This window comes from Pseudomonas sp. 1176_21 (assembly GCF_052850635.1).
This window is the reverse complement of sequence record NZ_VXCV01000012.1, coordinates 41,967-60,189: the sequence shown is the minus strand read 5'-3', so window position 1 is coordinate 60,189 and position 18,223 is coordinate 41,967. Positions and strand designations below refer to the sequence as shown.

19 protein-coding genes are annotated in these 18,223 nt (G+C 63.2%); 9 read left to right on the top strand and 10 right to left on the bottom strand.

Annotated features, from left to right (window positions below; genetic code table 11):
* The first annotated feature begins 416 nt into the window (after nt 1-416).
* Nucleotides 417-1,673: an NADP-dependent isocitrate dehydrogenase gene (icd, locus tag FW760_RS22505; RefSeq protein WP_043860855.1), complete on the top strand. Its 1,257-nt coding sequence runs from the start codon at nt 417-419 to the stop codon at nt 1,671-1,673.
* Between the two features lie 61 nt (nt 1,674-1,734).
* Here icd and cspD read toward each other — a convergent pair whose 3' ends face one another.
* The gene (gene cspD, locus FW760_RS22500; protein ID WP_058541364.1) at nt 1,735-1,989 is read right to left on the bottom strand and encodes a cold shock domain-containing protein CspD; all 255 of its coding nucleotides are present in this window, start codon (nt 1,987-1,989) and stop codon (nt 1,735-1,737) included.
* 228 nt (nt 1,990-2,217) lie between these two features.
* Here cspD and clpS point away from each other — a divergent pair, with 228 nt between their 5' ends.
* Nucleotides 2,218-2,580 (top strand): ATP-dependent Clp protease adapter ClpS, encoded by a 363-nt coding sequence (gene clpS, locus FW760_RS22495; RefSeq protein WP_043860853.1) that lies wholly within the window; start codon nt 2,218-2,220, stop codon nt 2,578-2,580.
* Nucleotides 2,581-2,610: 30 nt separating this feature from the next.
* Entirely contained in the window at nt 2,611-4,881 is a 2,271-nt protein-coding gene (clpA, locus tag FW760_RS22490; RefSeq protein ID WP_043860852.1) for an ATP-dependent Clp protease ATP-binding subunit ClpA, read from the top strand.
* 130 nt (nt 4,882-5,011) lie between these two features.
* On the opposite strand, the gene infA is transcribed toward clpA, so the two are convergent.
* The 3 genes from infA to aat all read right to left on the bottom strand — a co-directional run bounded on the left by infA (nt 5,012) and on the right by aat (nt 6,792).
* On the bottom strand, nt 5,012-5,230 hold the full coding sequence (gene infA, locus FW760_RS22485; RefSeq protein WP_002553999.1) for a translation initiation factor IF-1: 219 nt from the start codon (nt 5,228-5,230) through the stop codon (nt 5,012-5,014).
* Between the two features lie 101 nt (nt 5,231-5,331).
* Complete coding sequence (locus FW760_RS22480; protein ID WP_043860851.1) at nt 5,332-6,039, bottom strand: arginyltransferase; 708 nt, start codon at nt 6,037-6,039, stop codon at nt 5,332-5,334.
* A 75-nt stretch (nt 6,040-6,114) separates the two neighbouring features.
* A complete protein-coding gene (gene aat / locus FW760_RS22475) occupies nt 6,115-6,792 on the bottom strand; it encodes a leucyl/phenylalanyl-tRNA--protein transferase (RefSeq protein ID WP_302100401.1) in 678 nt (225 codons plus the stop codon).
* A 341-nt stretch (nt 6,793-7,133) separates the two neighbouring features.
* On the opposite strand from aat, the gene ftsK reads away from it, so the two are divergent.
* The 6 genes from ftsK to cysG all read left to right on the top strand — a co-directional run bounded on the left by ftsK (nt 7,134) and on the right by cysG (nt 14,628).
* Nucleotides 7,134-9,539 carry a DNA translocase FtsK gene (ftsK, locus tag FW760_RS22470; RefSeq protein ID WP_043860849.1) on the top strand — a complete coding sequence of 802 codons (2,406 nt, stop codon included), beginning with the start codon at nt 7,134-7,136 and terminating at the stop codon, nt 9,537-9,539.
* Between the two features lie 65 nt (nt 9,540-9,604).
* A complete protein-coding gene (gene lolA, locus FW760_RS22465) occupies nt 9,605-10,228 on the top strand; it encodes an outer membrane lipoprotein chaperone LolA (protein ID WP_043860848.1) in 624 nt (207 codons plus the stop codon).
* 19 nt (nt 10,229-10,247) lie between these two features.
* Nucleotides 10,248-11,573, top strand: a complete 1,326-nt coding sequence (locus FW760_RS22460; protein ID WP_043860847.1) for a replication-associated recombination protein A — start codon at nt 10,248-10,250, stop codon at nt 11,571-11,573.
* Nucleotides 11,570-11,944: a fluoride efflux transporter CrcB gene (crcB, locus tag FW760_RS22455; RefSeq protein ID WP_043860846.1), complete on the top strand. Its 375-nt coding sequence runs from the start codon at nt 11,570-11,572 to the stop codon at nt 11,942-11,944. Before FW760_RS22460 ends, crcB begins: the two co-directional genes overlap by 4 nt.
* Before the next feature lie 17 nt (nt 11,945-11,961).
* Nucleotides 11,962-13,242 carry a serine--tRNA ligase gene (serS, locus tag FW760_RS22450; protein ID WP_043860845.1) on the top strand — a complete coding sequence of 427 codons (1,281 nt, stop codon included), beginning with the start codon at nt 11,962-11,964 and terminating at the stop codon, nt 13,240-13,242.
* Entirely contained in the window at nt 13,243-14,628 is a 1,386-nt protein-coding gene (gene cysG, locus FW760_RS22445) for a siroheme synthase CysG (protein ID WP_043860844.1), read from the top strand. It abuts the gene before it with no gap.
* Nucleotides 14,629-14,720: 92 nt separating this feature from the next.
* Here cysG and FW760_RS22440 read toward each other — a convergent pair whose 3' ends face one another.
* From FW760_RS22440 to tusD, 6 genes are all read right to left on the bottom strand, one after another.
* Nucleotides 14,721-15,689, bottom strand: coding sequence for a glutathione S-transferase family protein (locus FW760_RS22440; protein ID WP_043860843.1), 969 nt, complete (start codon nt 15,687-15,689; stop codon nt 14,721-14,723).
* A gap of 108 nt (nt 15,690-15,797) precedes the next feature.
* Nucleotides 15,798-16,793 carry a glycosyl transferase family protein gene (locus tag FW760_RS22435; protein ID WP_078480769.1) on the bottom strand — a complete coding sequence of 332 codons (996 nt, stop codon included), beginning with the start codon at nt 16,791-16,793 and terminating at the stop codon, nt 15,798-15,800.
* Nucleotides 16,790-17,125: a TusE/DsrC/DsvC family sulfur relay protein gene (locus tag FW760_RS22430; RefSeq protein ID WP_043860841.1), complete on the bottom strand. Its 336-nt coding sequence runs from the start codon at nt 17,123-17,125 to the stop codon at nt 16,790-16,792. The genes FW760_RS22435 and FW760_RS22430 overlap by 4 nt, the downstream gene beginning before the upstream one ends.
* A complete protein-coding gene (tusB, locus tag FW760_RS22425) occupies nt 17,122-17,418 on the bottom strand; it encodes a sulfurtransferase complex subunit TusB (RefSeq protein WP_043860840.1) in 297 nt (98 codons plus the stop codon). Before tusB ends, FW760_RS22430 begins: the two co-directional genes overlap by 4 nt.
* A complete protein-coding gene (gene tusC, locus FW760_RS22420; protein ID WP_446444003.1) occupies nt 17,418-17,777 on the bottom strand; it encodes a sulfurtransferase complex subunit TusC in 360 nt (119 codons plus the stop codon). Before tusC ends, tusB begins: the two co-directional genes overlap by 1 nt.
* Nucleotides 17,778-18,170 (bottom strand): sulfurtransferase complex subunit TusD, encoded by a 393-nt coding sequence (tusD, locus tag FW760_RS22415; RefSeq protein WP_043860838.1) that lies wholly within the window; start codon nt 18,168-18,170, stop codon nt 17,778-17,780.
* Nucleotides 18,171-18,223: the final 53 nt, after the last annotated feature.

The window sequence follows — 18,223 nt, the reverse complement described above, 5'->3', positions numbered from 1 at the left end:
TCGGGTTAACTCTCTGTTTTGCTGAGCGTGCGCGGAATCTCGAGGGGTGCGCAGGATAGGCGCTTCGCTCAAGCGGATCCATGAGCAGAAAGTCGAGGATTCCGGGCTGTGATGGTGGGTTGCATCAGTCGAGTGTCAAACGGCTGAACTGCGGTAACAGCCCAGTCTTGTCGGGGCCGGACGTCTCTATTCGGACCGGTCGCCCCCAGTGACCCTTTGGTCACCGGCGGAGTATATCAAACCCTTGGTCGTAATCATCAAGGTCAACATGTCGGATGGCCACTTTTAGACCAAAGACGTAGAGCGTTTTACGCTGGTATGACGGTTTTTTCGGCGAGGTTTGCGTCTGCGTTCAACTGGGTTAGGCTCTGGGGATTGCATGAAGTCCTATCAACCAGAAAAAAGCGGAGTGCAGCATGGGATACCAGAAAATCAAGGTTCCGGCAGTCGGTGACAAAATCACCGTCAACGCAGACCATTCTCTCAATGTTCCCGACAATCCGATCATCCCCTTCATTGAAGGTGACGGTATTGGCGTCGATGTCAGCCCGGTGATGATCAAGGTGGTCGATGCTGCAGTCGAAAAGGCTTATGGCGGCAAGCGCAAGATCTCCTGGATGGAAGTGTACGCCGGCGAGAAGGCCACCCAGGTCTACGACCAGGACACCTGGCTGCCCCAGGAAACCCTGGATGCGGTGAAAGACTACGTGGTATCGATCAAGGGCCCGCTGACCACCCCGGTCGGCGGTGGCATCCGTTCGCTGAACGTCGCCCTGCGCCAGCAACTGGACCTGTACGTGTGCCTGCGTCCGGTGGTGTGGTTCGAGGGTGTGCCCAGCCCGGTGAAAAAACCTGGCGACGTCGACATGGTGATCTTTCGCGAGAACTCCGAGGACATCTATGCCGGCATCGAGTGGAAGGCCGGCTCGCCCGAGGCGAACAAGGTCATCAAGTTCCTCAAGGAGGAAATGGGTGTCACCAAGATCCGCTTCGACCAGGATTGCGGCATCGGCATCAAGCCGGTTTCCAAGGAAGGCACCCAGCGCCTGGTGCGCAAGGCCCTGCAGTATGTGGTGGATAACGACCGCGAGTCGCTGACCATCGTGCACAAGGGCAACATCATGAAGTTCACCGAGGGGGCCTTCAAGGACTGGGGCTACGAGGTGGCCAAGAACGAATTCGGCGCCGAGCTGCTCGATGGCGGCCCGTGGATGAAATTCAAGAACCCCAAGACCGGGCGTGAAGTGATCGTCAAGGACGCCATTGCCGACGCCATGCTCCAGCAGATCCTGCTGCGTCCGGCCGAGTACGACGTGATCGCCACCCTCAACCTGAACGGTGACTACCTGTCCGACGCCCTGGCGGCGGAGGTGGGCGGTATCGGCATCGCGCCGGGTGCCAACCTGTCGGACACCGTGGCCATGTTCGAGGCCACCCACGGCACGGCGCCCAAGTACGCCGGCAAGGATCAGGTCAACCCTGGTTCGGTGATCCTGTCGGCCGAGATGATGCTGCGTCACCTGGGCTGGACCGAGGCGGCGGACCTGATCATCAAGGGCACCAACGGGGCTATCAAGGCCAAGACCGTGACCTACGACTTCGAACGCCTGATGGAAGGCGCGACGCTGGTGTCGAGCTCGGGCTTCGGTGAGGCGCTGATCAAGCACATGTGAGCGGGCAGCAAAAGGCCGGCCTGTCCGTGAGGGCAGGCCGGCCCTGGTGTTCCTGGGGTGTTCAGGCGTCGATCGTGGTCGCGCTGCCGGCGGGCTCGCTCTGGGCGCTGGTGACGACGGGTCTTATGTTCTGCGCATGAAACCCCTTGGGTGCCTGAATGATATCGAATGTGACGACTTGTCCGGCCTTCAGGGTCTTGTAACCTTCCATGTTAATGGCAGAGAAGTGGGCAAACAGGTCCTCATCCTTGCCATCCTCGTTGATGAATCCGAATCCCTTGGCATTGTTGAACCACTTGACTTTGCCGGTTGCCATCCTCATATCCCTCTGCAAAGGACTCCATCACTGGAGTATCATCCACTCCATCCGCCTATGAACCTGCGAAAATTCTGGTTGACTGCGCGGATCTTTATCGACCACGGTGGGCTCTTATTGGTTGTAACACCGATTTGCCGATAGTCAAGGTCAGGCGACGGCCGTTCCGGCGTGTGGCCAGGCGGTCCACATTCAACCTTAACCTGTCGAAATGATGAATTTCTTTCCATGCATGCACATAGCCAGATTCGACTAACATTCAATCAGGATCGCCCGCAGCAGGATGAGGACGATGGCTCTGGTCTGGCGGTACAGGAAGCCAAGCCCGCGCTGCAGGCACCACCGATGTACAAGGTGGTTTTGTTCAACGATGACTACACACCGATGGATTTCGTCGTCGAAGTGCTCGAGGTGTTTTTTAACCTGAATCGCGAGCTGGCGACCAAGGTCATGCTGGCCGTCCATACAGAAGGGCGGGCAGTGTGCGGATTGTTTACCCGCGACATCGCCGAGACCAAGGCCATGCAGGTCAACCAATACGCCCGGGAAAGCCAGCATCCGCTACTCTGTGAAATCGAGAAGGACGGTTAATCGCCGACCACTTGGGTATGAGGTGAAGCTATGTTAAACCGCGAGCTCGAAGTCACCCTCAATCTGGCCTTCAAGGAGGCCCGTTCGAAGCGTCATGAGTTCATGACCGTCGAACACCTTCTGCTGGCGCTTTTGGATAATGAGGCCGCCGCAACCGTTTTGCGTGCCTGTGGAGCCAACCTCGACAAGCTCAAGCACGACCTGCAGGAGTTCATCGACTCCACCACGCCACTGATCCCCGTGCATGATGAAGACCGCGAGACCCAGCCAACCCTGGGCTTCCAGCGGGTGCTTCAGCGTGCCGTGTTCCATGTACAGAGCTCGGGTAAACGTGAAGTCACCGGCGCCAATGTGCTGGTGGCGATCTTCAGCGAGCAGGAAAGCCAGGCGGTGTTCCTGCTCAAACAGCAAAGTGTCGCGCGAATCGACGTGGTCAACTACATCGCCCACGGTATCTCCAAGGTGCCGGGCCATGGCGAACACCAGGACGGCGAGCAGGACATGCAGGACGAAGACGGCGGCGAAGCCTCGTCCTCGAGCAATCCGCTGGATGCCTATGCCAGCAACCTCAACGAACTGGCACGCCAGGGGCGTATCGACCCGCTGGTGGGGCGCGAGACCGAGGTCGAGCGCGTGGCGCAGATCCTTGCGCGTCGGCGCAAGAACAACCCGCTGCTGGTGGGCGAGGCCGGGGTGGGCAAGACCGCCATCGCCGAAGGCCTGGCCAAGCGTATCGTCGACGGTCAGGTGCCTGACCTGCTGGCCCAGAGCGTGGTCTATTCGCTGGACCTGGGCGCCTTGCTGGCCGGTACCAAGTACCGTGGCGACTTCGAGAAGCGCTTCAAGGCGCTGCTCGGCGAACTGCGCAAGCGTCCGCAGGCGATCTTGTTCATCGACGAAATCCACACCATCATCGGCGCCGGTGCGGCATCGGGCGGGGTGATGGATGCGTCCAACCTGCTCAAGCCGCTGCTGTCTTCGGGTGATATCCGTTGCATCGGCTCGACTACGTTCCAGGAGTTCCGCGGCATCTTCGAGAAGGACCGGGCCCTGGCGCGGCGCTTCCAGAAGGTGGATGTCAGCGAGCCGTCGGTGGAAGACACCATCGGCATCCTGCGCGGCCTCAAGGGGCGTTTCGAGTCCCATCACAGCATCGAGTACAGCGATGAGTCGCTGCGTGCCGCAGCGGAGCTTGCAGCGCGCTACATCAATGACCGGCATATGCCGGACAAGGCCATCGACGTGATCGACGAGGCGGGGGCGTACCAGCGCCTGCAGCCGGTCGAGAAGCGCGTCAAGCGCATCGATGTGCAGCAGGTGGAAGACATCGTCGCCAAGATTGCGCGCATTCCGCCAAAGCACGTCACCAGTTCCGACAAGGAGCTGCTGCGCAACCTGGAGCGCGACCTGAAGCTGACCGTGTTTGGCCAGGATGCCGCGATCGATTCGCTGGCCACCGCCATCAAGCTGTCGCGTGCCGGCCTGAAGGCGCCGGACAAGCCGGTGGGCTCGTTCCTGTTTGCAGGCCCTACCGGGGTGGGCAAGACTGAGGCGGCGCGTCAGCTGGCCAAGGCGCTGGGGGTCGAGCTGGTGCGTTTCGACATGTCCGAGTACATGGAGCGTCACACCGTGTCGCGCCTGATCGGTGCGCCTCCGGGCTATGTCGGTTTCGACCAGGGCGGCCTGTTGACCGAAGCCATCACCAAGCAGCCACATTGCGTGCTGCTGCTCGATGAAATCGAGAAGGCTCACCCGGAAGTCTTCAACCTGCTGCTGCAGGTGATGGACCACGGTACCCTGACCGACAACAACGGGCGCAAGGCGGACTTTCGCAACGTCATCGTGATCATGACCACCAACGCCGGCGCCGAGACTGCGGCACGGGCCTCGATCGGGTTTACCCATCAGGACCACTCGTCCGACGCGATGGAAGTGATCAAGAAGAGCTTCACGCCGGAGTTCCGCAACCGCCTGGACACCATCATCCAGTTTGGTCGCCTGAGCCACGAAGTGATCAAGAGCGTGGTCGACAAGTTCCTCACCGAACTGCAGGCCCAGCTGGAAGACAAGCGCGTACTGCTGGAGGTGTCGGATGCTGCTCGCAGCTACCTGGCAGCCGGTGGCTACGATGCGCAGATGGGTGCGCGGCCCATGGCGCGGCTTATCCAGGACAAGATCAAGCGGCCGCTGGCCGAAGAGATCCTGTTTGGCGAGCTGGCCGAGCATGGCGGCGTGGTGCACATCGACCTGCGCGATGGCGAGCTGGTGTTCGACTTCGAGACCACGGCCGAGATGGCCTGATCGCGTTCGCCGGCACGGCCGGCTCCTGCGGGGTGATGCAGCCCTGGTAGGGGTCGGCCTTGCCGGCGAGGCTTTTCAGGCAGGCACGCAAAAACGCCCGGCACTGGCCGGGCGTTCTTGTGTGTAGCGTTTAGCGGGCGCGGTAGGTGATGCGCCCTTTGCTCAGGTCATAAGGCGTCAGTTCGACGCGGACCTTGTCGCCGGTGAGAATACGGATGTAGTTCTTGCGCATCTTGCCGGAGATATGCGCGGTAACGACGTGCCCATTTTCCAACTCCACGCGGAACATGGTGTTGGGCAGGGTGTCGACGACAGTGCCTTCCATTTCGAAGCTGTCTTCTTTCGACATGCAGTAAAGCCCTCGGTGTCCAGTTGCCGGCCCGGTGCAACTGCGCCAGGCTAAAAAGTGGCGTGCATTGTGCCCGAAAAATGGGGTTCAAGCCAAGGGTTTCAGTTAAGCGTGACCCATCGTTGATTGATCAGCAGCTCGATGGGGCGGTACTGGGTCTTGTAATTCATCTTTTTGCAGTTCTTGATCCAGTACCCGAGATAGACCGCTTCAAGCCCCAGGCGCAGGGTTTCGCTGATCTGCCAGAGGATCGCGAAACGTCCCAGGCTGCGCCGTTCTTCCTGGGGTTCGTAGAAGGTGTACACCGCCGATACGCCGTTGGGCAGCAGGTCGGTGACCGCCACCGCCAGCAGCTTGCCGTCCAGGCGAAACTCGTAGAAGCGTGAAAACGGCAGGTCGCGGACCAGGAAGGTGGAGAACTGGTCGCGGCTGGGCGGGTACATGTCGCCGTCGGCATGGCGCTGCTCGATGTAGCGGCGGTACAGCTCGAAGTATTCTTCGTTGAACCGAGGGCGTGCGGGGGTCACCACCAGGTCGGCGTTGCGCTTGATGATGCGCTTCTGCTGGCGATTGGGCGTAAAGCGAGCCGCCGGAATGCGCGCAGGTACGCACGCGTTGCAGTTCTGGCAATGCGGGCGGTACAGGTGGTCGCCGCTGCGACGAAAGCCCATTTCCGACAGGTCTGCGTAGACGTTGGCGTCCATTGGCTGGCTCGGGTCGAGAAACAGCGTGGTGGCTTGCTCGTCTGGCAGGTAGCTGCAGGCATGGGGTTGAGTGGCATAAAACTTCAACCGCGCCAGCTCTGTCATGATCAACCCCTCGGGAGGTGCGTTTGGATTAAGTGTAAGCCAGCTGTGAAAACTCGCCTAGCAAACGCCAGGACGTCAGGCCCAGCTGACGTTGGCCGGCTGGTCGAGGTAGTTGCGCAGGTACTCGGCAAAGGCGCTGCGGGCGATGGCGCGGGCGCCGAGGCTGTGCAGGTGGTTGGTGGGCATCTGGCAGTCGATGAGCACGAAGCCGGCCGCCTTGAGGTGTTCGACCAGGTGCACGAAGCCCACCTTGGAGGCGTTGTCGGCGCGGCTGAACATCGATTCGCCAAAGAACAGGCGGCCCATGGCCAGGCCGTAGAGCCCGCCTACCAGCTCGCCGTTTTCGCGCACTTCCACCGAGTGGGCGAAGCCCTGCTGGTGCAGCGTGAGGTAGGCAGCCTGCATGGGGTCGGTGATCCAGGTGCCGTCGGCATAGTCGCGAGGCGCCGCACAGGCACTGATCACGCTGGCAAAGTCCTGGTCGAAGCTGACCTGATAGCGGCCCTGGCGAATGACCTTGCGCAGCGAGCGCGACACGTGCAGCTCGTCCGGGAACAATACGGTGCGCGGGTCGGGCGACCACCACAGGATCGGCTGGCCGTCCTGGTACCAGGGGAAGCAGCCATGGCGATAGGCCTGCACCAGGCGCTCGGCACTCAGGTCGCCGCCGGCGGCGAGCAGGCCGTTGGGTTCGTGCAGGGCCTTTTCCAGGGGCGGGAAGTCCAGGTTGTTGCGGCTCAGCCAGGTCAGCATGGAGGTGGGTCGCCGTGCGGTGGAGGAGGGGAGGGGAAGGATCGCCGCAAAAGGCTTCGTCGGCAAGGCCGGCGCCTGCCGTTGCGCCGCCGGCGTTGGCGGGCGGCGCAACTTAACCTGCACTATGCTGTCCCAACTACGCAAAAACCCCGCATAAGCCTTTGTCACAAAAGAGAATGCGTGCTCAAATTGCCGTATAGGAAATTGGCCCCCGTTTACGCCTCGTTCCGGCGTGCCGTCATGGCGGCAGGCGGGCAGTAATGTTAAAAGTAGTGGTTTGTTGACCCGGTCGCCCGGTCGACCCCTGTTGGACGCGCATTGAGCGCAGGAATAGACGCGTTTTGAAGAAATCCACCGCAACACCCAACCCCGAGCCGATCTGGCGCCAGCAGCTGCACTACCGGCTCAAGGAAGGTGCGCTGATCGCCATGGGCGCGCTGTGCCTGTACCTGTGGATGGCCCTGCTCACCTACGACCAGGCCGACCCGGGCTTCAGCCATACCAGCAATGTCGAGCAGGTGCAGAACGCCGCCGGTCGCGCCGGGGCGTTCTTTGCCGACGTGTTGTTCATGGTGCTGGGCTATTTCGCCTATATCTTCCCGTTGCTGCTGGCGATCAAGACCTGGCAGATCTTCCGCGAACGTCATCAGCCCTGGCAGTGGAGCGGCTGGCTGTTCTCCTGGCGTTTGATCGGCCTGGTGTTCCTGGTGCTGTCGGGCGCCGCGCTGGCGCATATCCATTTCCATTCGGCCCCGAGCCTGCCGGCCTCGGCGGGCGGCGCGCTGGGCGAAAGCCTGGGTGACCTGGCCAAGAATGCGCTGAACGTGCAGGGCAGCACCCTGATGTTCATCGCGCTGTTCCTGTTCGGCCTGACCGTGTTCACCGACCTGTCGTGGTTCAAGGTGATGGACATCACCGGCAAGATCACCCTCGACCTGTTCGAACTGTTCCAGGGTGCTGCCAACCGCTGGTGGGCCGGGCGCAACGAGCGCAAGCGCCTGGTTGCCCAACTGCGTGAAGTCGACGAGCAGGTGCACGACGTGGTGGCGCCTGTGGTGCCCGACCGCCGCGAGCAGCTCAAGGCCAAGGAACGCATCATCGAGCGCGATACCGCGCTGAGCAAGCATGTGGCCGAACGCGAGCAGCATGTGCCACCGGTGATCATGCCGGCGCCGGCCAAGGCGCCAGAGCCGAGCAAGCGCGTGCAGAAGGAAAAGCAGGCACCGTTGTTCGTGGACAGCGCCATCGAAGGCACGCTGCCGCCGATTTCGATTCTCGACCCGGCCGAGAAGAAGAAGGTCAACTATTCGCCAGAGTCCTTGGCGGGCGTGGGCCATCTGCTGGAAATCAAGCTCAAGGAGTTCGGGGTTGAAGTGTCGGTGGACTCGATCCACCCCGGCCCGGTGATCACCCGCTACGAAATCCAGCCGGCCGCCGGGGTCAAGGTCAGCCGCATCGCCAACCTGGCCAAGGACCTGGCGCGCTCGCTGGCGGTAACCAGCGTGCGCGTGGTCGAAGTGATCCCGGGCAAGACCACGGTGGGTATCGAGATCCCCAACGAAGACCGCCAGATCGTGCGCTTCTCCGAGGTGCTGTCGTCGCCGCAGTATGACGAGGCCAAGTCGCCTGTGACCATGGCCCTGGGGCACGATATCGGCGGCAAGCCGGTGATCACCGACCTGGCCAAGATGCCGCACCTGCTGGTGGCCGGTACCACAGGTTCCGGTAAATCGGTGGGCGTGAACGCGATGATCCTGTCGATCCTGTTCAAGTCCGGCCCCGAAGACGCCAAATTGATCATGATCGACCCGAAGATGCTCGAGCTGTCGATCTACGAAGGCATCCCGCACCTGCTGTGCCCGGTGGTCACCGACATGAAGGACGCCGCCAATGCCCTGCGCTGGAGCGTGGCCGAGATGGAGCGCCGCTACAAGCTGATGGCGGCCATGGGCGTGCGCAACCTGGCCGGCTTCAACCGCAAGATCAAGGACGCCGAAGAAGCGGGCGAGCCGATCTACGACCCGATGTTCAAGCGCGAAAGCATGGATGACGTGCCGCCGCTGCTCAAGACCCTGCCGACCATCGTGGTGGTGGTGGACGAATTCGCCGACATGATGATGATCGTCGGCAAGAAGGTCGAAGAACTGATCGCCCGTATCGCGCAGAAGGCGCGGGCTGCCGGTATCCACCTGATCCTGGCCACCCAGCGTCCGTCGGTGGACGTGATCACCGGCCTGATCAAGGCCAACATCCCGACCCGCATGGCGTTCCAGGTATCGAGCAAGATCGACTCGCGCACCATCATCGACCAGGGCGGCGCCGAACAACTGCTGGGCCATGGTGACATGCTGTACATGCCGCCGGGCACCAGCCTGCCGATTCGCGTGCACGGCGCCTTCGTGTCCGACGAAGAGGTTCACCGCGTGGTCGAGGCCTGGAAGCTGCGCGGCGCCCCGGACTACAACGACGACATCCTCAGCGGTGTCGAAGAGGCCGGCAGCGGCTTCGATGGGGGCGGTGGTGGTGGCGGTGACGATGACGCCGAAACCGACGCGCTGTACGACGAGGCCGTGCAGTTCGTGCTCGAAAGCCGTCGTGCCTCCATTTCCGCGGTACAGCGCAAGCTCAAGATTGGCTACAACCGCGCCGCCCGCATGATCGAGGCGATGGAAATGGCCGGTGTGGTCACTGCCATGAACACCAACGGTTCGCGTGAAGTGATTGCGCCCGGACCGATGCGCGACTGATGATTCCTTATCTGCCGGCGGCCATTGACGGCCGCCGGCCCACCCCTACTGCAACGAGGATTTCCATGCGCCTGATTCGCATGCTGTTGGTTTCCGCCATGGCCCTGTCCAGCGCTTCGGTTTTCGCCGCAGAGGCGGACGTCAAAAGCCTGACCCAATTGCTGGAGACGTCCAAGACCATTTCTGCCGGTTTCTCGCAACTGACCCTCGATGGCAGCGGCACCCAGTTGCAGGAAACCACCGGTCAGATGGCGGTACAGCGCCCTGGCCTGTTCTACTGGCACACCGATGCGCCTGCCGAGCAGGTGGTGGTGTCGGACGGCAAGAAGGTGACCCTGTGGGACCCGGACCTGGAGCAGGCGACCATCAAGAAGCTCGACGAGCGTCTGACCGAAACGCCGGCCTTGCTGTTGTCGGGTGATATCTCGAAAATCAGCCAGAGCTTCGATATCACCTCCAAGCAACAGGGTGACGTGATCGATTTCACGCTCAAGCCCAAAACCAAGGACACCCTGTTCGACTCGCTGCGCCTGTCCTTCCGCAAGGGGCTGGTGAACGATATGCAACTGATCGACAGCGTCGGCCAGCGCACCAATATCCTGTTCAGCGGGGTCAAGGCCAATGAGCCGATCCCGGCGAGCAAATTCAAGTTCGTCGTGCCTGAAGGCGCCGACGTGATTCAAGAGTAAAGAGGTCAAGCCCGCGTCCATGGACCTGTTTCGAAGTGACCCTGTTGCCCAGCCCTTGGCCGCGCGCCTGCGCCCGGCCAACCTGGACGAATACGTCGGCCAGCAGCACCTGCTGGCGCGCGGCAAGCCGCTGCGCGAGGCACTGGAGCAGGGCGCGCTGCACTCGATGATCTTCTGGGGCCCGCCCGGGGTGGGCAAGACCACCCTGGCGCGTTTGCTGGCACAGTTCTGCGAGGCGCACTTCGAGACTGTTTCAGCCGTACTGGCCGGGGTCAAGGAGATCCGCCAGGCGGTGGAGATCGCCAAGCAGCAGGCCGCCCAGTACGGGCGGCGCACCATCCTGTTCGTCGACGAAGTGCACCGCTTCAACAAGTCGCAGCAGGACGCCTTTCTGCCGTATGTGGAAGACGGCACGCTGATCTTCATCGGCGCCACCACCGAAAACCCCTCGTTCGAACTCAACAACGCCCTGCTGTCGCGGGCGCGTGTGTATGTGCTCAAGAGCCTGGACGAAGCCGCGTTGCACCGCCTGGTGGAGCGCGCACTGACCGAGGAGCGCGGCCTGGGCAAGCGCAACCTGAGCCTGGGCGACGAAGCCTTCAAGATGCTGCTGGCTGCCGCCGATGGCGATGGCCGGCGCCTGCTCAACCTGCTGGAGAATGCCTCGGACCTGGCCGAAGACGGCAGCGAGATCGGGGTGGAGCTGCTGCAAAGCCTGCTCGGTGATACCCGTCGACGTTTCGACAAGGGCGGCGAGGCCTTCTACGACCAGATTTCCGCATTGCACAAATCGGTGCGCGGCTCCAACCCCGATGGGGCGCTGTACTGGTTCGCACGCATGCTCGATGGCGGCTGCGACCCGTTGTACCTGGCGCGGCGCGTGGTGCGCATGGCCAGCGAAGACATCGGCAACGCCGACCCGCGTGCGCTGAGCCTGTGTCTGGCCGCGTGGGACGTGCAGGAGCGCCTGGGCAGCCCCGAGGGCGAGCTGGCCGTGGCCCAGGCCATTACGTACCTGGCCTGTGCGCCCAAGAGCAACGCGGTGTACATGGGCTTCAAGACCGCCCTGCGCGAAGCCGCCGAGCATGGTTCGCTGGAAGTGCCACTGCACCTGCGCAACGCACCCACCAAGCTGATGAAGCAGCTGGGCTACGGCGACGAGTACCGTTATGCCCACGACGAGCCCGATGCCTATGCGGCGGGCGAAGACTACTTTCCCGATGACCTCGCGCCGCGCCAGTACTACCAGCCGGTGCCTCGCGGCCTGGAACTGAAGATCGGCGAGAAGCTGCGCCACCTGGCCGAACTCGATCGCCTGAGCCCGCGCCAGCGGAGGAAGCCATGATTGCCCTGGTGGCCGCAGTCAGCGCCGGGGGCATTGCCGGCACGCTGCTGCGCTTTGCCGCGGGAAATTGGGTCAATGCCCACTGGCCACGCCACTTCTATCTCGGTACGCTGGCGGTCAACCTGATTGGCTGCCTGCTGATCGGCTTGCTCTACGGGCTGTTTCTGCATCGCCCGCTGGTGCCGGTCGAGCTGCGCGCAGGCCTGATCGTCGGCTTCCTTGGCGGCCTGACGACCTTTTCATCCTTTTCCATGGACACCGTACGCCTGCTCGAAAGCGGGCAAGCGCCCCTGGCGTTCGGCTATGCCAGCCTCAGTGTAGTGGGTGGCCTGCTCGCCACCTGGGCCGGTTTGTCCTTGACCAAATTCTGAACCAGCGAGAAAACGATATGCTCGATTCCCAACTGTTACGCGGCCAACTTCAGGAAGTGGCGGATCGCCTGGCTTCCCGTGGCTTCAGCCTGGATGTCGCGCGCATCGAAGCACTTGAAGAGCGCCGCAAGTCTGTGCAGACCCGCACCGAACAGCTGCAGGCCGAGCGTAACGCCCGTTCCAAATCCATCGGCCAGGCCAAGGCCAAGGGTGAGGACATTGCCCCGCTGATGGCCGACGTCGAGCGCATGGCCAACGAACTGGCTGCCGGCAAGGTGGAGCTGGAAGGTATCCGCGAAGAGCTGGACGCTATCCTGCTGACCATCCCCAACCTGCCGGACGCCAGCGTACCGGTGGGCGCCGATGAAGACGACAACGTCGAAGTGCGCCGCTGGGGCACCCCGCGCAGCTTCGATTTTGCGATCCAGGACCACGTCGCCCTGGGCGAGCGCAACGGCTACCTCGACTTCGAGACCGCAGCCAAGCTGTCGGGCGCGCGGTTTGCCCTGCTGCGCGGCCCGATCGCCCGTCTGCACCGTGCCCTGGCGCAGTTCATGATCAACCTGCACACCGCCGAGCATGGCTACGAGGAAGCCTACACCCCGTACCTGGTACAGGCCCCGGCGCTGCAAGGTACCGGCCAGCTGCCCAAGTTCGAGGAAGACCTGTTCAAGATCAGCCGCGAAGGCGAGGCTGACTTCTACCTGATCCCGACGGCCGAAGTGTCGCTGACCAACATCGTGGCCGGCGAAATCGTCGATGCCAAGCAACTGCCGATCAAGTTCGTCGCCCATACCCCGTGCTTTCGTAGCGAAGCCGGTGCGTCGGGTCGCGATACCCGCGGCATGATCCGCCAGCACCAGTTCGACAAGGTCGAGATGGTCCAGGTGGTCGAGCCGGGCAAGTCGATGGAAGCCCTCGAAGGCCTGACTGCCAACGCCGAGCGCGTGCTGCAACTGCTGGAGCTGCCTTACCGCGTACTGTCGCTGTGCACCGGCGACATGGGCTTCAGTGCCGTGAAGACCTACGACCTGGAAGTGTGGGTGCCGAGCCAGGACAAGTACCGCGAAATTTCCTCGTGCTCCAACTGCGGCGACTTCCAGGCGCGCCGCATGCAGGCCCGCTGGCGCAACCCGGAAACCGGCAAGCCGGAGCTGGTGCACACCCTCAACGGCTCGGGCCTGGCTGTAGGCCGTACCCTGGTGGCAGTGCTGGAGAACTACCAGCAGGCTGATGGCAGCATCCGTGTACCGGACGTGCTCAAGCCTTACATGGGTGGCCTGGAGATCATCGGTTAAATGGAGTTCCTGCCGCTGTTCCACAACCTGCGGGGCAGCCAGGTGCTGGTCGTGGGTGGAGGCGAGATTGCCCTGCGCAAGTCTCGCCTGCTGGCCGATGCAGGTGCCGTGCTGCGGGTGGTTGCCCCTGAAATCGAGGGGCAACTGGCCGAACTGGCACGCTCCAGTGGCGGCCAGACCCTGGCCCGCGGCTATCACGAAAGCGACCTCGACGGTTGCCAGCTGATCATCGCCGCCACCGACGACCAGGCGCTCAACGCACAGGTATCGGCCGATGCGCGCCAGCGCTGTGTGCCGGTCAACGTGGTGGATGCGCCGGCCTTGTGCACGGTAATCTTCCCGGCGATCGTCGACCGTTCGCCACTGGTGGTGGCGGTGTCCAGCGGCGGCGATGCGCCGGTGCTGGCACGCCTGATCCGCGCCAAGCTGGAAACCTGGATTCCTGCCGCCTATGGCGAACTGGCCGGCCTGGCCGCGCGCTTTCGCCATCGGGTCAAGGAGCTGTACCCCGACGTGAACCAGCGTCGTGGGTTCTGGGAAGACGTGTTCCAGGGCCCGATTGCCGAGCGCCAGCTGGCCGGGCAGGGCGCCGAAGCCGAACGCCTGCTGCAGGCCAAGGTGGATGGCGCGCTGCCGCAGACCTCGGGCGAGGTGTACCTGGTGGGGGCGGGGCCGGGTGATCCGGACTTGCTGACCTTCCGTGCGCTGCGCCTGATGCAGCAGGCCGATGTGGTGCTGTACGACCGCCTGGTGGCGCCCGCCATCATCGAGTTGTGCCGGCGCGACGCCGAGCGCATCTACGTGGGCAAGCGCCGTGCCGATCACAGTGTGCCGCAGGACCAGATCAACCAGCTGCTGGTGACCCTGGCCAAGCAAGGCAAGCGCGTGCTGCGCCTCAAGGGCGGCGATCCGTTCATCTTCGGCCGGGGTGGCGAGGAGATCGAAGAGCTGGCCGAGCATGGCATACCCTTCCAGGTGGTGCCGGGCATCACTGCGGCCAGCGGCTGCTCGGCGTATGCCGGCATCCCGCTGACCCATCGCGATTATGCCCAGTCGGTGCGCTTCGTGACCGGCCACCTCAAGGACGGTACTAGCAACCTGCCGTGGAATGACCTGGTGGCGCCTGCGCAGACCCTGGTGTTCTACATGGGGCTGGTGGGCTTGCCGACCATCTGTGCCGAGCTGATTCGTCACGGTCGTGCGGCTAGTACGCCGGCGGCGCTGGTGCAGCAGGGCACTACCACCAACCAGCGGGTGTTTACCGGCACCCTGGCCGACCTGCCGCAACTGGTGGCGGAGCATGAAGTGCATGCGCCGACGCTGGTGATCGTGGGCGAGGTGGTGCAGCTTCGCGAGAAGCTGGCGTGGTTCGAAGGGGCTCAGTAACAACAGCTTCGCCAGCAAGGCTGGCTCCTGCAGGTACACGCGACCCACTGCAGGGGCCAGCCTTGCTGGCGAAGGGCCCCTTCAACCCCTGATCAAAAACTGGTCTTGTCCCAAATCCCCCGGCCCACCAGCCGCTCCCGATCATGTCGCGCCGCAAAGTCCTGCAATGGCCCCTTGGGCACGATCCCGTTCGGGTTGATGGTTTTGTGGCTCATGTAATAGTGATGCTGGATATGCTCCATGTTCACCGTCTCGGCCACTCCCGGCCACTGGTACAGCTCCCTCAGCCAGTTCGACAGGTTCGGATAATCGGCGATGCGCCGCAGGTTGCACTTGAAGTGCCCGTGATACACCGCATCGAACCGAATCAGCGTGGTGAACAGCCGCCAGTCAGCTTCGGTCAGGTATTCGCCGGCCAGGTAGCGCTGGTCGTTCAGTAGCTTTTCCAGTGCATCCAGCTCGGCAAACAGCTCGTCAAACGCCTGCTCGTAGGCTTTTTGCGTAGTCGCAAAGCCTGCGCGGTACACGCCGTTGTTCACGGCAGGGTAGATCCGCTCGTTCAGTGCATCGATGCTCGCGCGCAGCGGCTCGGGGTAAAGGTCCAGGCGATTGCTGGTCAGCCCGTCGAAGGCGGTGTTGAAGATACGGATGATCTCGGCCGACTCGTTGTTGACGATGCGTTGTTCCTGCTTGTCCCACAGCACCGGCACCGTGACCCGGCCGGTGTAATGCGGGTCGTCGCGGGTGTAGCGCTGATGCAGGAATTCAAGCTGGTCGAGCTTGTCGCCTGTCGAACCCAGGGCTGTGTCGAAGGTCCAGCCGTTCTCGCCCATCAGCCAGCTGACCACCGACACGTCGATCAGCTTGTCCAGGCCCTTGAGCGTGCGAAAGATCAGCGTGCGGTGCGCCCAGGGGCAGGCCAGCGACACATACAGGTGATAGCGCCCGGCGTCGGCTGCGGGCAGCTGATTGCGCCGCTGCGCGTTCTCGCGCTGGAAGGTGCCGTCTTTGCTGCTTTCATACCACTGGTCATGCCAGCGGCCATCGATCAACAGGCCCATGGTGGTCTCCTTGGCGATTCGTTCAACTTGGAGCCCAGTGTACGGGTTCAAGTTCGAACCAATGGCGCAAAGCATCGGCCTGTTTGATCGAAAACCCCGATCAGTCGCCTAGCTCAGGCGTTGATCCCACCAGTGCTGCGCCTGCGTGAAGGCGTCCTCTCGGGTTTGCCCCAAGCCGCGTAGCGCCAGCGCCATGCTCGATACAAGAGCCAGTTCACCGTAGCTGTTGCGGGCCTCGCCGCGCCATACTGCCAGCAGGTGCTGCAGGTCGAGGCTGGCCGGCTTCACATGGCGCTGGGCCGACAGCTGCGGCCATTCTTCATCCCAGTCTTGGCCATGGGCAGTGCCGTACAGGTGGCTGGTGGCATCCGGATTGATCTCGATCTCACCGCCGTCACCCTTGACCACAATCGCCGTATCGCCCAGCAGCCGACTGGCTTCGCGGTGTACGGCCTGGTAGCCGGGGTGGAAGATGCTCTGCAGGCCGCACCGCGCCCCCAGCGGGTTGAGCACCCGTGCCAGGGAGTGAATGGGCGAGCGCAGCCCCAGGGTGTTGCGCAGGTCGATCATGTGCTGCAGGCGCGGCGCCCAGTCCTGCAGGGGGATGAACGCGATGCAGTGCTCGTCCAGGGCACTGGCGACGCTGGCCCAGTCGCGGCACAGCGGGATCTGCACCTGTTCCAGCACCTGCTCGGTATACAGGCGCCCGGCGGTGTGAGCGCCGCCGCCGTGTAGCAGGATGCGCACGCCGTTTTTCGCAAGGCACTTGGCCGCCAGCAGAAACCACGGCAGGTGGCGCTTCTTGCCCGCATAGCTCGGCCAGTCCAGGTCGACCGCGATGGGCGGTGCCTGTACACGCTGGCGCACGGCTTCGGTGAAGCCGGCCAGCTCCTCGGGGCTCTCCTCCTTGTGACGCAGCAGCATCAGGAAGGCGCCCAGCTGCGTCTGCTCGACCTTGCCGTCCAGCAGCATGCCCATGGCCTCGCGGGCTTCTTCCCGGGTCAGGCCGCGGGCGCCGCGTTTGCCTTTGCCCAAAATGCGCACGAACTGGGCGAAGGGGTGTTCGGCGGGCGTTTCGAGGGTGAGCGGGGTAGGGGCAGTCATATGCAGTTGGTCGGCTTTGGCAGGCCCGCGAGCTTCGCGGCAAGTTTGGCGGGGGTGCCGTTGAACAGGCGGTTCAGGTGCAGGCTGTTGCCTTTGTCCGGGCCCAGCTTCAAGGCGGTGTACTTGATCAGCGGGCGCGTGGCCGGCGACAGCTCGAACTCCTGGTAGAACTGGCGCAGCAGCTCCAGTACCTCCCAGTGTTCGGGAGTCAGTTCCAGGCCTTCGCGCTCGGCCAGGGCTTGTGCCACGGGCTTTGACCAGTCCTTCAGGTCGACCAGGAAGCCGTCCTTGTCCAGGGCAATGTCGCGGTTGTCGAGGCTCAGGGTGCTCATAGCCAGCTGTTGACCTTGTCGTGGTCCAGCGACAGCTGCACGAATGCCGGGTAGTCGATGGCCCGGGCCGCGTCGCTGGAGATACCGCGGGCTTGCAGGTCTTCTTCCAGCGCAAACAGCCTTGCGCCCAGGTTGGCTTGTTGCAGCGCCTTCAGCGGCTCGCTGCCGGGCTGCAGCGCATACACCGCGTCGCCGCACAGCAGCAGGCCATCGTTGCTGCCCAGCAGGCGCAGGCAACTGCTCAGGCGGTTATCGCCGAAGGGCGAATGGGAAATGACGTGCAGGGTGCTCATCAGAGGGTTACCAACTGGTCAAAACGGTCGATCAGGGCTGCCAGTGCAGCGTCGTCGAGTACCTCGACGTCCAGTGTCAGGTGTTCAGCGTCCAGGCCGCGCTCGAGCAGGCTGCGGGCGTCGGCGAACAGGGCCTCCACGCCGAACATCGGTAGCGCCTGGAGATTGGCCGCCAGGTTCTTCTGTTGCAGCTGTGCCGGTTGCTGCGCAGGTGCCAGCTGAAACACGCCATCATCCAGAAACAGCATGCCCAGCGGCAAGTCGAAGGCGCCGCCGGCCAGGGCGATATCCAGTGCCTCGCGGGCCGACGGGCCGGCCCAGGGGGCCTGGCGGCTGATGATCAGCAATGACTTGGCCATTCAATCGCCTCCAAAGCAGACCAGGCGGTCGGCGGTTTGTGCAGCTTCGTGCAACTGACCCAGGCCCGACAGCTCCCACGGCGCGGGCAGGTTCACCGCGGGGCGTTGATAACGCTGGGCTTCTTCGGCGTTCAACACGCCACGGCGCAGGGCGGCGGCAATGCACACCACTGCATCGAGCTGGTGCTCGGTGACGAAGGCACGCCATTGCGCCGGCACGTCCAGCTCATCCTGCGGCGCGACCACGTTGGCCGAGGCGCTGTGCACGCCATCCTGATAGAAAAACAGCCGCACGATCTCGTGCCCGCTGGCCAGGGCAGCCTGGGCGAACAGCAGTGCACGGCGCGAGGAGGGCGCATGGCCGGGGGAAAATACCGCGAGGGCGAACTTCATGGCAGGCTCTGTCAGCAAAACTGCGCCCATGATAAAGCAAAAAGCCCGCGCCT

Coding starts and splice junctions, on each gene's coding strand:
- FW760_RS22460 (WP_043860847.1), top strand. CDS start 10,248: ATGGACCTGTTTCGAAGTGACCCTGTTGCCCAGCCCTTGGCCGCGCGC.
- cysG (WP_043860844.1), top strand. CDS start 13,243: ATGGAGTTCCTGCCGCTGTTCCACAACCTGCGGGGCAGCCAGGTGCTG.
- FW760_RS22435 (WP_078480769.1), bottom strand. CDS start 16,793: ATGACTGCCCCTACCCCGCTCACCCTCGAAACGCCCGCCGAACACCCC.
- icd (WP_043860855.1), top strand. CDS start 417: ATGGGATACCAGAAAATCAAGGTTCCGGCAGTCGGTGACAAAATCACC.
- cspD (WP_058541364.1), bottom strand. CDS start 1,989: ATGGCAACCGGCAAAGTCAAGTGGTTCAACAATGCCAAGGGATTCGGA.
- FW760_RS22480 (WP_043860851.1), bottom strand. CDS start 6,039: ATGACAGAGCTGGCGCGGTTGAAGTTTTATGCCACTCAACCCCATGCC.
- tusC (WP_446444003.1), bottom strand. CDS start 17,777: ATGGCCAAGTCATTGCTGATCATCAGCCGCCAGGCCCCCTGGGCCGGC.
- aat (WP_302100401.1), bottom strand. CDS start 6,792: ATGCTGACCTGGCTGAGCCGCAACAACCTGGACTTCCCGCCCCTGGAA.
- infA (WP_002553999.1), bottom strand. CDS start 5,230: ATGTCGAAAGAAGACAGCTTCGAAATGGAAGGCACTGTCGTCGACACC.
- tusD (WP_043860838.1), bottom strand. CDS start 18,170: ATGAAGTTCGCCCTCGCGGTATTTTCCCCCGGCCATGCGCCCTCCTCG.
- clpS (WP_043860853.1), top strand. CDS start 2,218: ATGCATGCACATAGCCAGATTCGACTAACATTCAATCAGGATCGCCCG.
- FW760_RS22440 (WP_043860843.1), bottom strand. CDS start 15,689: ATGGGCCTGTTGATCGATGGCCGCTGGCATGACCAGTGGTATGAAAGC.
- clpA (WP_043860852.1), top strand. CDS start 2,611: ATGTTAAACCGCGAGCTCGAAGTCACCCTCAATCTGGCCTTCAAGGAG.
- crcB (WP_043860846.1), top strand. CDS start 11,570: ATGATTGCCCTGGTGGCCGCAGTCAGCGCCGGGGGCATTGCCGGCACG.
- lolA (WP_043860848.1), top strand. CDS start 9,605: ATGCGCCTGATTCGCATGCTGTTGGTTTCCGCCATGGCCCTGTCCAGC.
- FW760_RS22430 (WP_043860841.1), bottom strand. CDS start 17,125: ATGAGCACCCTGAGCCTCGACAACCGCGACATTGCCCTGGACAAGGAC.
- tusB (WP_043860840.1), bottom strand. CDS start 17,418: ATGAGCACCCTGCACGTCATTTCCCATTCGCCCTTCGGCGATAACCGC.
- serS (WP_043860845.1), top strand. CDS start 11,962: ATGCTCGATTCCCAACTGTTACGCGGCCAACTTCAGGAAGTGGCGGAT.